This is a genomic window from Dolichospermum compactum NIES-806 (genome assembly GCF_002368115.1).
GTDB classification, from domain to species: Bacteria; Cyanobacteriota; Cyanobacteriia; order Cyanobacteriales; family Nostocaceae; genus Dolichospermum; species Dolichospermum compactum.
This window is the reverse complement of record NZ_AP018316.1, coordinates 2,484,774-2,499,156: the sequence shown is the minus strand read 5'-3', so window position 1 is coordinate 2,499,156 and position 14,383 is coordinate 2,484,774. Positions and strand designations below refer to the sequence as shown.

Below are 14,383 nucleotides of genomic sequence, written 5' to 3'. Positions count from 1 at the left end.
GTGGTTGTTAGCGTATCGGAGGCATTAGCCATAAGCCAACAAATGCGTTGGTTTGCGCGATGCCTTCGACAAGCGCAGCTATCGCTTAACCCAACCTACAATAAGTTCTAGAACTTCAAGTCTTTAGCATTGACACTAATAGACTGAGGATTTTCATTTGTCACTGATTGTGCTAATTTGCCATTAGAAAGAACAGCAATGGCACGGGTATATTGGGGATCGCTATTTGTACCGATTAAATTCGGATTAGAAGCTAATTGGCGTTCTTGAGTTTGGGTTAAGTCCAGCTTGATATCGGGAGCAATTCCTTTATGATTGATATCTGTACCATTTGGTGTATAGTAATGGGCAATAGTCACAGCTAAACCTGAACCATCGCCTAGTTCATGGACTGACTGCACCAGCGCCTTACCGAAGGTTTGACTACCAACAACTACAGCCCGTTTATTGTCTTTGAGTGCGCCAGTGAGGATTTCACTCGCACTAGCGGAATTACCATCAACCAGAATTGCTAAAGGTAGTTTGGTAATAGCTGTCTGATTTGCTTTTGTTTGAGAGCTTGATCCTTTGCGGTCTACGGTTTTGACGATATGACCGTCATCTAACCACATCCGGGCAATTTCTATACTCGCATTTAACAAACCACCGGGATTACCTCGCAAATCTAAAACGTAGGAATCAACTTTTTGGTTCTTTAAGGTGCGAATAGCTACCCGCATTTGGTCTGCCGCATGGGAGCTAAATTCTTGTAACCGAATATACCCTACTCGGCGACCAGATTCTTGTTTGAGAGTATACCGGACGGTGGGAACTTCTATGGTTGCCCTTGTTAATTTAACGTTAAATTTGTTATTTGGTCTTTCTATATCTAAGCTGACAGAAGTACCTATTTGACCACGAATTAATTTTGAGGCATCTTCCACTGTCATTTTTAGGGTAGATTTACCATTTATTGCCAAAATTTCATCGCCTGATTTCAGTCCGGCTCTGAGGGCTGGAGAGTTTTCTATGGCTTCTATAACCGTGAGGCGTTTGGTTTTTTCGTTGATTTGCATCCGAATCCCAATACCGGAAACTTCCCCAGATGTTTGTTTTGTCAGGGATTCGTATTGTTTGGGGTTCATAAACCGGGTATAGGGATCACCTAGTTTTTGCAAGGCTTCGCGGATTGCTACATAAGCTTCGTCTTTAGATGTATAATCTTTACTTAATAGACTTTGCCTAACTGCTTGCCAATCTTGTTGGTTAAATTTCTCATCAACATATTCACGATTTACCAACTGCCAAACTTGGTCAACTAATGCTTTGGGACTATCTTGTAAAGCAGCCCGAACGCAATGTGTCCAGGCTTGACCAAATACAGATACAGTAGCAGTTGTGGCGATCGCTCCACCAATCAGGGCAGCTTGGAGCGGTGAGTAACGTTTCGCAGATTGGTTCATGTATATTAGCTGAAATAGTTGTGTTTTTGACAGTTTATCAATCAGAATTTTCTGATGTTTGCTAGTTTTTTTATCCTAATAACCTTGATACTTCATCTATCTTTTGGTTTTTTGTTAATGATGAGTTAGATATTTTATTTGTCGGTTAACAAATACGGTTCGAGTTGCTCAGTTTTTTTACAGAACAACCCAAGTATGTAACACTTAGGTGAGTGTTACATACTTGTAAATGCCCAATTATTTCCCTTCACCATAGCATTTTCTTCGCTGAATAGCTGTGATTTACATCAATAGATAGTTAAATTTTTATTAATTATAGTTGATAAATGTACTATCAACTTGATTAATTCATTTTCAGGGTAGATTTAATAAATTGTGGCAATTGTTACAAAAATTTTGAATTTAATTTGTCCTTCCTATACTTTCTATGTAACCCCTCAATAATCCGGGGTAAATTCTTTAATGACAAGCCTCAAATGGCATAAAATCGTTCCTGAATAGGTACTTTGCCCCCATTTATTGGGCGAATACCTTTCTATGATAGGCGATCGCTCTCAATTCAGCTTCCCAATAATTAATTTAACCCACGTAGGTCGGTTTTGTTTGTGTAGACGCGGTTTCTAACCGCCCTGATGCTATTTTATGTCTATTTTCAGTAAATTAAGGTAAAATATCGGATAAATGTGCTACTTACCAAGATTATGAGCCTGTGCATCAACCCTAGCTGCTCAAAGCCGCAAAATCCAGACAATATCACCTTTTGTGAAACCTGTAGTTCAGAAGTGCTGCTACAACAACGCTATCGGGTTATATGTAGATTAGGACGGGGTGGCTTTGGTGTGACATTTGAGATTAATGAAGTTAGAACCAACAAAGCCAAAGTTCTCAAAGTCTTGATTAACAACGACCCGAAAGCCATAGAATTATTTAAACAAGAAGCCGCTGTTTTAAGTCAACTCCATCATTCTGGTATTCCTCAAGTAGAATTAGATGCTTATTTTGAATATTATCCCCACAATAGCCAAAGTCCAATTCATTGTTTGGTTATGGAAAAAGTTGTGGGAGAAGATTTAGAGAAATATATGCAAAAACGCAATTTGCGTCCTATTGATCAAACTTCTGCAATCGCTTGGTTGAAAGATTTACTTATTATTTTAGAACAAGTCCATAATAAAAATTTTTTTCATCGAGATATCAAACCATCTAACATTATGCTGCGGGCTGAAAATGCTCAATTAGTATTAATTTATTTTGGCACAGTCCGCAAAGTGACAACTACAGTATTTAATCAGCAAGGTGGTGTAACAGGAATTATTTCCGCAGGTTTCACACCGTCAGAACAAATTAACAATAACGCTGTACCTCAATCTGATTTCTTTGCTTTGGGACGAACATTTGTTTATTTACTCACGGGTAAAGAACCACTTGATCAAGAAATGTATGATTCTTATACTGCGACATTAAATTGGCGTAATCATGCACCACAAATATCAAAAATGTTGGCAGATTTGCTAGATGAGATGATGCAAACTTTATATAAAGATCGTCATCAAAATACCCAAGAGATTTTACAAAGGATAGCAGAAATAGAGAAAGCCTTACAACCACCACCTCCAAAACTTCAACCAAAACCCAAACCTCAACCTATTAAATATCAACTAAAACCAATTTCTCAGCAGCAGAAAAATACAACCCGTCGAGATTTTATCCAAACAGTGAGTTTAGTAGTTGGTAGGATTTTCAAGATTTAATTGGTGGGTGTTGAGGAATTTAAGGTAAGTTAATGTGAAATTCTAAATTCTTTCATGATCAAAATACTCAACTCCTGATTCAAACAATAAACAATAACCAACATCCTGTACATCCTGAAATCCTGGAAATCCTGATTCAGACAATGAACCAAAACCAAGTTAAAATAAAAGAAATAGCAAAAACCTCACCAGTATATGGTTACATCAACACAACCAACAACCCAAACCTTATACGATCAAGATTATTACCTGTGGATAAGAACAACTATTAACCAACTTCGCGCAGGACAATTTTCTGTTGTTGATTTAGAGAATTTATTAGAAGAATTAGAAACTATGGGTAGACGTGAAAAAAGAGCAATTAAAAGTTTATTAATTAAACTGCTGGAACATCTACTCAAGCTAAAATATTGGGATAAAGAAAGAGAAAAAAATCAAGGACATTGGAAGGGGGAAATTAGGACATTTCGTACACAAATAAAAGATGAACTCAAAGATAGTCCTAGTTTAAAACCTTACATTTTAGAAATATTTGATCAATGTTATCAAGATGCTAGAAAATTAGTTAGTGACAGATCAGAACTTCCTCTTGACATATTCCTCCTTACCCCCATTGCTTCTTTAGAACAAGTCCTAGATGAAAACTGGTTTCCTGAATATAGCCATCATATTTGAATTTAGATCCCCGACTTCTCAAAGAAGTCGGGGATCTTGTAGATCAACTAAAATAGATACTTAACTCACCCTTTCTCAAGGAGTATCTAGCGGTGCAGCCAGATTTAGTAGGTTTAGAAATTAGCAAAGGGGAACTAAAACGCTTAACTGGGTTTGATCCAGAAGACGTTTTCCGTCCCTCAATTATGGCAGACAAAGAAAAGCGACTGGGTTTTTTTCTGAATGAAGGTTTGGTAGCTTTGGCGCTGACACCGATTATAGTTGGTGGTATTTATGCTTTTATTATTTTACCCACTTTGGGGTCTTCCAATAAATTGGGAGTGATTCTACTGATTATAGTACCTGTAGCGGTGGTTGTGGGGCGTTGGCGTAGCCCTTCCTAGACATCGGCTCTGGCGGAAAAAAACTGTCCCCACGCACTCACAATCCTGCTAGACGAAGTTGAAAAATATCACCAAGTCGTCCAAGCTATAGATATTCATGATCAACTGACTAACTCCGGTAACACCCAAAGTAACATTAGCGACAGAGGACAGGTAATATCTGCACTACAACTAATTCGAGAAGATTTAGTCCGCGCTTTAAAAAGTGAACGGATTTTGCGCGATAATAAAAAACTGCTTGCTAATAACCAAGATTTAGTGGTAAATAATTTAGCTAATATGCAAACCTTACAAGTTAGTAGTCAAGCTAGTGAATATGCTCAACTTCTTAATCAATCATTGCAGATTGCCTTAGATGTACAAGCAGAACTCAGAAAACTCGCAAAAGTGTAATCATAAATTTATTCCCCAAAATTAATGCTTAAACCCTACCAAACTGGAGAACCCTAAATGATATCTAAATTATTGAGTAAAACTCTTTATGAACAAGATTATCCCCAGTGGTTAGCAACAACCTTGCAACAATTAGAGAAATGTCCTTACACAATTGATCAACTTTTAGATGTCGAATATCTACCACCATTTACATATTTATGAATAACCAACCTAAAATAATTGTCCTTGATGATGATCCCACTGGTTCACAAACCGTCCACAGTTGTTTACTATTGATGCGTTGGGATGTAGAAACTTTACGTTTAGGACTAAAAGATGATGCTCCTATTTTCTTTATTTTAACAAATACTCGTTCTCTGACTCCAGAAGCAGCCGCATCTGTAACTAGAGAAGTTTGTCATAACCTGAAACTTGCCTTAGCAGCGGAAAAAATCGCCGATTTTCTCGTAGTTAGTCGTTCTGACTCTACCTTACGGGGACATTATCCCATAGAAACCGATGTGATTGCCGAAGAACTCGGTCCCTTTGATGCTCATTTTCTTGTTCCCGCGTTTTTTGAAGGGGGAAGAATTACCCGCGATAGTATTCATTATCTAATTATTGATGGTGTTCCCACTCCTGTACATGAAACAGAATTTGCTCGTGATTCTGTCTTTGGGTACAATTACAGCTATCTGTCTAAATACGTAGAAGAAAAAACCAAGGGACGGATTAAAGAAGATAATGTTACTAGATTTTTACTCGCAGATATCCGTGCTGGTAGTTTAGAAAGTTTGTTACAACTTGAGAATAATCAGTGTGGTGTCGTAGACGGGGAAAATCAGCAAGATCTGAATACCTTTGCGGTAGATGTATTAACAGCCGCAAGTCGGGGGAAACGATTTTTATTCCGTTCTGCTGCTAGTATTTTAACAGCTTTGGCTGCCTTACCACCCCAACCCATTGCTGCTGAAAATATGGCAAAATATGTGCGTGGTGGTAAACCTGGTGCAATCATTGTAGGTTCTCACGTTAAAAAGACAACTCAACAGTTAGAATCATTATTAAAAGTTGAGGGGACGGTCGGCATAGAAGTTAATGTGGGCAGATTACTTGATAATGGGGTGAATGAATCTGCTAAACTGCTAACGGAGATTCTGGAAAATGTCAAAGTAGTACATAATGCTGGTAAAACTCCAGTAGTATACACTAGTCGGCAGGAATTGGCGTTTAAAGATGTCAAAACTAGGTTAGATTTTGGTAGCACGGTTTCCGCTTTACTTATGGATATTGTCCAGGGTTTACCATCTGATCTAGGATTCCTAATCAGTAAGGGGGGTATTACTTCTAACGATGTCTTGAGTACGGGACTGGCTTTAACTTCAGCCCGATTACTTGGTCAAATTTTAGCAGGTTGTTCAATGGTAATTACCCCATCTGATCATCCCCTGTTTCCTGATTTGCCACTGGTCTTGTTTCCCGGTAATGTCGGTAATACTGATGCTTTGGGGATTGTTTATCAAAGATTAATCGGTAAGAGGTGAAAGAAAGGTAATAGGCAAAAGTTTGATATAGCGTTTTTTAATTTAGTGAGGTACAAGAACCCCACCCCCAACCGCCTCCCCGCTTGCGAGGAGGAGGCTATAATATACTCGATATGATTAGGAAATGCTATAAATTACCAATTACCAATTCTCAATCTTTTATGAATATCTCAAATGTTACTGTATTTTGGCTAGTGCTGCATGAATTCTGATTCTGCTAAACCTGATGAAATAAATTCTGAATTTCCTAAGTCAGAATCAACTTTTGATCAGGTTGATCAAAAGGTAAATAATTCTCATTCTATCCCAGACAATGTAGATGTTGCTGATTCTACTAAACCTGATGAAATAAAGTCTGAATTTCTTAAATCAGAATCGGTTTTTTATCAAGTTGATCAAGAGGTAAATAATTCTAACTCTGGCAAGATAAATACAGATTTTGCTGATCATAAAGTAGAATCTAGTCCCATTATCTCTAATTCAGAGTTGAATTCCGTAATTGCTTTTTTAAATGGTAATTCTGCTGCTGAAAATCCAGAATTTAATATTCCTAATGGGGGGGAATCTGGTTCTATTTTAGCTGATTTACCAAGTGCTGATTTAGAGTTAATAGAACAAAAGGTAGATCATAATATTCAAGTTCAGTTAAAAACTGAAGGAGAGCGACTATTATTAATTTTGCCCACCGAGTTGCAAGTACCGGCATCAGAATTTAATTGGGGGGAAATTTGGCACCAAATGAAACAGCGTCTCAATGCGGGCGATCGCTTACGGAAACCAAATACATTCCTGCATCTAGTAGCCAAAGATAGATTGTTAGATAACAGACAATTGCAAGATTTGGCAGAAACTTTAAATACATACCAAATTCAACTAAAATCTGTAGCTACCAGTCGAAGACAAACTGCGATCGCCGCTTGTACCCTGGGTTATTCCGTAGAACAAATCCAACTCCAAACATCCCTCACCTCCGATATTCAACCGACTCCCAGCGCCCTAGCAGATGCCCTCTATCTGCAAATGACAGTCAGATCAGGTGTAGAAATTCGTCATCCCGGTACGGTAATCATCTTGGGAGATATCAATCCTAGTGGTATCGTCATTGCCGATGGGGATATTTTGATTTGGGGACGATTGCGGGGAGTTGCCCATGCTGGTGCCGGTGGGAATCGGGAATCTCTGATTATGGCCTTGCAAATGGAACCAACCCAATTGCGAATAGCTGATGCTGTTGCTAGATCACCAGAAAAAACCCTCACCAGCTTCTTTCCTGAAGTTGCACATATTACACCTGAAGGAATTCGCATTGTTAAAGCCGATGATTTTTCCCGCAGTCAATTAAGTAGTCGAATGCAATTAATTACACAAAATATGGTCTAAAATTCTTGCTTAGTTAAGAATCTACAGCAGCTTTCAACAGTCAGCAGTAAAACCCTTTTGGTGCAAGGACTAATAATTAATATTTGTACCTCATTTACCTGCAATATACTGGATATGTAATTAATTTCTGTTAGGTTACTAAATTAGAATCAATAGCAATAAAAATATTTTATTGTTGTTCCCTGAACTTTCATAAAGCATTATCATGACTCGCATTATTGTCATTACCTCCGGTAAAGGGGGAGTTGGTAAAACCACAGTTTCAGCTAATTTAGGGATGGCTTTAGCCAAAATAGGCAAACAAGTAGCCTTAATTGATGCAGATTTTGGGCTGAGAAATTTAGATTTACTTCTAGGACTAGAAAATCGTATTGTTTATACAGCAGTAGAGGTCTTGGCAAGAGAGTGTCGTTTAGAACAAGCTTTAGTTAAAGACAAACGCCAACCTAATTTGGTACTTCTCCCAGCTACCCAACATCGCAATAAAGAATCAGTCACACCCGACCAAATGAAGTTACTGGTAAATGCTCTAGCACAAAAATACCAGTATGTGATGATTGACTGCCCCGCAGGAATTGAAATGGGGTTTAAAAATGCGACTGCACCCGCTAAAGAAGCCCTAATTGTCACCACCCCCGAAATTTCCGCCGTCCGTGATGCTGACCGGGTAGTGGGATTACTCGAAGCCCAAGGTGTCAAAAAAATTAACTTAATAGTTAACAGGATTAGACCAGCAATGGTACAGGCAAATGATATGATGTCTGTACAAGACGTTCAGGAACTTCTCGCCATCCCCATAATTGGAATCATCCCCGACGATGAGCGGGTGATTGTTTCTACCAATCGCGGCGAACCTTTAGTATTATCAGACACTCCCTCTTTAGCTGCCACCGCTTTTGAGAATATTGCTCGGAGATTGGAAGGGGAAACTGTCGAATTTCTGGAGCTTGACTCATCTAATAACAACATCTTCTCTCGGTTGAGAAAGATGTTGTGGTCAAAGATTGTTTAATTTACTTGCCAGTGTTTCTGCCTTACACATACCCGCAATGATTCTTGAAATTTTAGAAAAATTTTTCGCTCGTAGTCCCGATAATAGCCGCGATGACGTTAAACGTCGTTTGCAAGTGGTAATATCCCATGACCGTGCGGACTTAGACCCCCAAACTTTAGAAAAAATGCGTCAGGAAATCCTGGAAATTGTTTGTCGCTATGTCGAAATAGAAACAGACGGTTTGGAGTTTTCCCTAGAAAGCAGCCAACGGACAACAGCTTTAATTGCTAATTTACCAATCCGTAGGGTTAAAGAAAGCCTAGATGAAACGGTTCTAGAAAGTAGTGATATCTTACTGTAGGGGCGCAGGTCTTGCGCCCTGAATTGTCTTGAATTGGATATTAAAAGGCGAATGGGGGCATTAATTTGACCACCTGGACATGACTTGACCAATCACCGCCAATTCCGACATTAATTTATCAAACAGGTCTGGGGTTAAAGATTGGAGTCCATCCGATAAGGCTTTAGCTGGGTTGGGATGTACTTCTATCATTAACGAATCCGTACCCGCTGCGATCGCTGCCATAGCCATAGAAGGGACAAACTCGGACCAACCCACACCATGACTAGGATCAATCATAATCGGTAAATGCGTTAGTTTCCGCAACACTGGCACAACCGATAAATCTAGAGTATTGCGGGTATACTGACGGTCAAAAGTTCTAATTCCCCGTTCACACAAAATCACATTGGCATTACCCGCCGCTAAAATATATTCAGCCGCCATTAACCAATCTTCAATAGTCGCGGCCATACCGCGTTTTAACAGCACTGGTTTCGGTTGCGCTCCCACTTTCTTCAGCATGGAGAAATTCTGCATATTTCTCGCCCCCACCTGAATCACATCAGCAACCTCGCCAATTTTCTCCAAGTCTTCCGTATCCATAACTTCGGTGATAATCCCCAACCCGCTGACTTTCCGCGCGGTTGCTAACAATTCCAAAGCGCTTTCACCATGACCTTGAAAAGCATAGGGTGACGTGCGGGGTTTATAGGCGCCACCTCGCAGAAACTTAGCTCCTGCCGCCTTTACCCGCAGCGCCGTTTCTACAATCATCTCTTCATTTTCCACCGAACAAGGGCCAGCCACAACTACCAAAGGATGATGTTCACCAAACACCACATCCCCTTGAGGAGTATTCACCACCACTTCAGAAGCTTCTCCATGACGGAATTGGCGACTAGCTCGTTTGTAGGGTACTTCCACTCGTAATACTTGCTCAATCCATTGACTCAATTCTTGAATGCGGGGCGGGTCTAAATCCGCAGTTTCCCCAACCAAAGCAATGACTACTTTATGTTGACCAATAATTTTTTCTGGTGTTAGTCCCCAGCTAGATAATTCTGTGGTAATCCGATTTATTTCTTCCTGAGGGGAACCAACCTTCATGACGATAATCATTTACGAGTTCCTTGTTTAAGTAAATTTTTGATTAACTAACTTTAGATTAACAACAAATTGTAATACACCAAGATTACCATTATAGGGCTAATAATAGTCAGATAGGGATTCCTACGGAGCGCTTCGCGATCGCATTACCACCAGGAAAAATCAGGATTAATACTTAATAAAACTATCCTAATTTGGTAACATTTTTTGAAGTATAAATATGTGACATTTTGAAGTGCGGAATGCCGGATTAAAAACACAAAAAGCTACTGTTAAAAATCAACTCAAGAAACCCACAGAATCTCCCACATTAAGGTGGATATTTCAATGTTTTCAGGGGATTCATATTCTAATTACACAAGAAGTTGATAGGATTCTTAACTTAACGGATGAACATTGTAGGATATTGCAATTCCTACCTAATCCTTGTCAAAATATGTTAGTTGCCGAATCTATAATTCCCTATTGAATAATCTTGTAGAGAGCATCTCTGTACAGGACAAAAAATAGAGAAAAAGCTTGCAAAGGAAACAGAGAAAGGGTTTCATAGAAAGTTACCACACAATCAAAGAAACCCCTATGAACCAGATTAACCTATTACGAGACACACTAAAACCACATTTGGAATGGCATGGAGCGCGTCTAAGCTTTTTAGCGTTATTTTTAATATCTTTATTAAGAGTAAAGACAGTGAACTTGGTAGAATTAGCAACTGGTTTTCGCAACTGTGCTAAAAACGAATCCAATTACAAACGGTTGCAAAGATTTTTCCGAGATTTTGATATAGATTATGCAGTCATAGCGAAAATGATTGTAAAAATCATGAACATTCCCCAGCCTTGGGTGTTAAGTATTGACCGGACTGAATGGCGTTTTGGTCAAATATGGTTAAATATCCTCATGTTGGGAGTAGTACATAATGGTGTCGCTTACCCCCTAGTTTGGCAGATATTGGAGAAGAAAGGTAACTCCAACACGGATGAACGAATGGATTTACTTGACCGATTTGGACAACTGTTCCCAGATGCACAAGTTGACTATATCAGTGCTGACAGAGAATTCGTGGGGGCAGAATGGTTAAGTTATTTACTGCTTGAACCAAATATTCCATTCCGAATCAGGATTCGTCACACTGATTTAATTAGTGATACAGAAAAGACTCTTCCAGGTAGCGTCATTTTTGCTCATCTGGCTGCGGGTGAATCTCAGGTTTTATCTACTCGTCGTTGGGTCTGGGGTCGTTCAGTTTATGTAGCTGGTTTACGTCTTGATGATGGCAAGTTATTAATCGTGATTTCTGATACTTCTCCCCAAACCATAATTGCTGACTATGGCCGTCGTTGGGGGATTGAAACTTTGTTCGGTATGTTTAAAACTCGTGGTTTTTGCTTGGAATCTACACATTTTATTGATTCTAACCGATTGAGTAAGCTCTTAGCTTTACTGTCATTAGCTATGTGTTGGGCTGTCAAGACTGGAGAATGGTTGCATCAACACCAACCTATCAAAATCAAGAAACATGGACGTTTTGCTAAAAGTGTTTTTCGTTACGGTTTAGATTATCTGCGTTCTCTTGTTACTGATTTAGATTTGAAATATGACGACTTTCTTCTCTCTCTCAATTTTTTGTCCTGTACTTAGAGAGAGCATAACTGATTGAAAAATTCAAATTAAACTGTCTTACTAGCTTTTTAAACACAATAAAAAAGCTAGAATTTTGGCGGGCATAATTTATTTCTTGATGGTTACTTAATTTTAAAAAACTATAGTTTTTAATTAATGGTGAATGTAGTTTGTGTATACTACTTGTTGAAGTGCGGAATATGGGTTGGAAAATTAAATATTAATAATATCTTCATATATATCTGCCGTTTCTAGAATCAAGCCAACGGAACCTAAATGTAATTTATCATCACGATTCATTAAAGTTTGTATAGTCCAATTTCGTTTTTCATCTTGACGATAAACCTCTACCTTAACTTCATTTTGAGAAATTAAAACATATTCTTTCAAACTTGCTAAACCTCGGTAATTAACAAGTTTCTCCCGTCTATCTATAGTTTCTGTACTTGGTGATAGCACCTCGATAATTAAACAAGGATAATTCAAAAAATAACTATCTTGATCTTCAGTATCGCAACTGACTACCACATCAGGATAATAAAATATAGTTTTATTGTCATTGGCTAGATTTATTCTCACTTTCATATCAGACATGAAAACATTACAGGAACTACCCCGTAACCGAGAACGTAAACGCGAGTAAACATTGCCAGAGATTATATTATGTTCCTTACTACCTCCAGCCATAGCAAAGACTTCACCTGCAAAATATTCATGACGAATATCGCTAGATTGTTCTAATTCCAAATATTCTGCAATAGTGAACAGGTAAAGAGGAGATTGCATAATTTTTCCTTTTTTGATAATTTGAAAATTATCGTCAAATCTTTTACCAATTTGTTGATGAATCAATTCCTGTGTTGATTGTTGAACAATTCCAATAGATCAAAAATATCTGGAGTTAAACATATAACTACAAATGTAGCGCCAGGTATTTTTTGCTGAATATTGGGTATAAACCAGAAAAATATAGTCTTTCCAACTTACCCCATATACAGTTATTACCTGGACGCTGTTTGTTAGACGTTCTTTTTCTGGGTCTCACGCCAAACTTCGGTCATCCTTCCCCAGTTAGTGCTAAATTCATCCAAACCCAGGAGAGTTCCCGGTTTTTCTTCATCCCAAGAAGCGGAAAGAACACCATAGGTAATTCCTAACACCCCTAAACCAAATAATCCCATATTCACCAACAAAACCGCGATAGGAGGAAGTTGGATATCAGCCAAGGTAACTAGCAAATAGCTAACTATCAAACTAGAAATTCCTAAAGCTGTGGGGACACCGCAAAAACCAGCTACTCGGCGAATCATCCGCTGGCTAACTACTTCAGGAATCGCCATTTCTTGTTTAGAATAACGGCGTTGCTGTTGCGATTTTTCTTGAGGTTCTTTGATTTTGATAACGGGTTGACTAATAGCCTTAGCAGGTTTTGGACGCTTTTTGTTTGGCTCAAAAGGTAAGGCACTACGTTCCGATTCTTCAGCAGCCATAAGAATTAGTTCCTAACCGCGAATACCGAGACGACCAATGATAGCTTTATATTTTTCCTGACTACCTGCTTGGATATAAGCTAGAAGACGCTTTCTTTGACCAATCATCTTCAATAGCCCTCTGCGGGAGGAATGGTCTTTTTTATTAGCTTGCAAATGTTGACTAAGGCGGTTAATGCGGTCAGTTAGCATTGCAATTTGGACATCAGCCGAACCAGTATCGGTTTCATGAACTTGGTATCCAGAAATGAGTTCTTGTTTGCGCTGTTGCGTCAGAGCCATGATTGGTTAAATTCTTATTTTTCTTAGTTTGTGTAGCAGTCTCTTATAATATCACACCCATCCATTCCTGTGGCAAATTCTTGAGCAGGGAGCAGGGGGCAGGGGAAAAGAATTTTCCCATTACCAATTACCAATTACTCAGGTGACTTGAGCGCTTGATCTAAAATCTGTCTCGCTTGTTCTGCTTTTGATCTTGCTTCCTGGTAACGCAGATTCGCTTGAGCAAAATTTTTGAGAACCTTAAAACCTTCTTTGAGATGGGTTATTTCTTCTTCAGTGACGGATTTATCGGAAAATAGGACATCAATGGCTTTACGAATTTCTAAGGCTTCGGTGCGTGATTCTTGGACTTTTAACTTCAGGGAAGCTAAATTACTCAGAATTTGCACTGCTTGGGTAATTTCATCTTCACGACTGGAAGTATCTGTAGTTGGTTCTTTGACCTCAATTAACTGTTGCGGACCAAATCCTTCTTCTAGTTCTGTGGGTAATTCACCCGCGTCCATGAGTTCCATTAACTGATCCATTGCTTTGTCACGGGCTTTAGCGGAATCTTTACCAGGAACGGTGAGGATAATTTCTGGGCTTTGGGCGAGACTATACTGAACCATAGCTGTATATATATTAATCCTAATCTAATGTGTGAAAAGTATGATTGCGGTTATGCACCGCAAAAAGAATAAAAAGCCTGAAAATTCTGTAAATTTAATTTAGTCAGGCTTAAGAATTGTAGTATTAATCTACCAAATAAATACTATTTAGGAGTGAGAGCGATCGCTCCGTTCTGTTCTACTACTTTATCCACAGAGTGAGACTTAAGAGTGTATAGTTTATAAGGGAAATGCCGAAAACCCTTGAAGATGTAGCTGACTTAGGAAGCTACATCTGTGCTTTAGACAAGGGATGAAGGCTAGGTGCAGGATAAATCCTGCATTGACACCGGATCTGGCAGACTGTCTATCCAATCTTCTATTAGTCTTGTTACAGAATATTC

General features: G+C 38.8%; 14 protein-coding genes and 2 pseudogenes. 10 read left to right on the top strand and 6 right to left on the bottom strand.

Annotated features, from left to right (window positions below):
- Positions 1 to 107 precede the first annotated feature (107 nt).
- Positions 108 to 1,442 carry a carboxyl-terminal processing protease CtpB gene (gene ctpB, locus CA730_RS11945; RefSeq protein ID WP_096667486.1) on the bottom strand — a complete coding sequence of 445 codons (1,335 nt, stop codon included), beginning with the start codon at positions 1,440 to 1,442 and terminating at the stop codon, positions 108 to 110.
- 701 nt (positions 1,443 to 2,143) lie between these two features.
- Here ctpB and CA730_RS11940 point away from each other — a divergent pair.
- The 8 genes and pseudogenes from CA730_RS11940 (at position 2,144) to minE (ending at position 8,905) form a co-directional block, all read left to right on the top strand.
- A complete protein-coding gene (locus tag CA730_RS11940) occupies positions 2,144 to 3,193 on the top strand; it encodes a serine/threonine-protein kinase (RefSeq protein WP_096667484.1) in 1,050 nt (349 codons plus the stop codon).
- A 195-nt stretch (positions 3,194 to 3,388) separates the two neighbouring features.
- Entirely contained in the window at positions 3,389 to 3,868 is a 480-nt protein-coding gene (locus CA730_RS11935; RefSeq protein ID WP_096667482.1) for a DUF29 domain-containing protein, read from the top strand.
- Positions 3,869 to 3,960: 92 nt separating this feature from the next.
- Positions 3,961 to 4,644 (top strand): annotated as a pseudogene (locus CA730_RS11930) (hypothetical protein).
- A 57-nt stretch (positions 4,645 to 4,701) separates the two neighbouring features.
- Complete coding sequence (locus CA730_RS24885) at positions 4,702 to 4,848, top strand: hypothetical protein (RefSeq protein WP_172891182.1); 147 nt, start codon at positions 4,702 to 4,704, stop codon at positions 4,846 to 4,848.
- Positions 4,845 to 6,170: a four-carbon acid sugar kinase family protein gene (locus CA730_RS11925; RefSeq protein WP_096667480.1), complete on the top strand. Its 1,326-nt coding sequence runs from the start codon at positions 4,845 to 4,847 to the stop codon at positions 6,168 to 6,170. The genes CA730_RS24885 and CA730_RS11925 overlap by 4 nt, the downstream gene beginning before the upstream one ends.
- Before the next feature lie 201 nt (positions 6,171 to 6,371).
- Positions 6,372 to 7,550: a septum site-determining protein MinC gene (gene minC / locus CA730_RS11920; RefSeq protein WP_172891181.1), complete on the top strand. Its 1,179-nt coding sequence runs from the start codon at positions 6,372 to 6,374 to the stop codon at positions 7,548 to 7,550.
- Between the two features lie 205 nt (positions 7,551 to 7,755).
- A complete protein-coding gene (gene minD / locus CA730_RS11915; protein WP_096667478.1) occupies positions 7,756 to 8,562 on the top strand; it encodes a septum site-determining protein MinD in 807 nt (268 codons plus the stop codon).
- 37 nt (positions 8,563 to 8,599) lie between these two features.
- Positions 8,600 to 8,905, top strand: coding sequence for a cell division topological specificity factor MinE (gene minE / locus CA730_RS11910; protein ID WP_096671479.1), 306 nt, complete (start codon positions 8,600 to 8,602; stop codon positions 8,903 to 8,905).
- 60 nt (positions 8,906 to 8,965) lie between these two features.
- Here minE and aroF read toward each other — a convergent pair whose 3' ends face one another.
- On the bottom strand, positions 8,966 to 10,006 hold the full coding sequence (gene aroF, locus CA730_RS11905; RefSeq protein ID WP_096667477.1) for a 3-deoxy-7-phosphoheptulonate synthase: 1,041 nt from the start codon (positions 10,004 to 10,006) through the stop codon (positions 8,966 to 8,968).
- A gap of 238 nt (positions 10,007 to 10,244) precedes the next feature.
- Between aroF and CA730_RS26435 the strand changes: the two are divergent.
- Together CA730_RS26435 and CA730_RS11895 are read left to right on the top strand one after the other, a co-directional pair.
- A pseudogene (locus CA730_RS26435) lies at positions 10,245 to 10,463 on the top strand (IS1634-like element ISAtsp2 family transposase); the annotation flags it as partial.
- A 110-nt stretch (positions 10,464 to 10,573) separates the two neighbouring features.
- On the top strand, positions 10,574 to 11,635 hold the full coding sequence (locus CA730_RS11895; RefSeq protein WP_096663248.1) for an IS4 family transposase: 1,062 nt from the start codon (positions 10,574 to 10,576) through the stop codon (positions 11,633 to 11,635).
- A 195-nt stretch (positions 11,636 to 11,830) separates the two neighbouring features.
- Here CA730_RS11895 and CA730_RS11890 read toward each other — a convergent pair whose 3' ends face one another.
- The 4 genes from CA730_RS11890 to CA730_RS11875 form a co-directional block, all read right to left on the bottom strand.
- On the bottom strand, positions 11,831 to 12,403 hold the full coding sequence (locus CA730_RS11890) for a Uma2 family endonuclease (protein ID WP_096671476.1): 573 nt from the start codon (positions 12,401 to 12,403) through the stop codon (positions 11,831 to 11,833).
- 233 nt (positions 12,404 to 12,636) lie between these two features.
- Positions 12,637 to 13,107 carry a PAM68 family protein gene (locus CA730_RS11885; protein ID WP_096667475.1) on the bottom strand — a complete coding sequence of 157 codons (471 nt, stop codon included), beginning with the start codon at positions 13,105 to 13,107 and terminating at the stop codon, positions 12,637 to 12,639.
- Between the two features lie 12 nt (positions 13,108 to 13,119).
- Complete coding sequence (rpsO, locus tag CA730_RS11880) at positions 13,120 to 13,389, bottom strand: 30S ribosomal protein S15 (RefSeq protein WP_096667473.1); 270 nt, start codon at positions 13,387 to 13,389, stop codon at positions 13,120 to 13,122.
- A gap of 134 nt (positions 13,390 to 13,523) precedes the next feature.
- Positions 13,524 to 14,000, bottom strand: coding sequence for a hypothetical protein (locus tag CA730_RS11875; protein ID WP_096667471.1), 477 nt, complete (start codon positions 13,998 to 14,000; stop codon positions 13,524 to 13,526).
- Positions 14,001 to 14,383 lie beyond the last annotated feature (383 nt).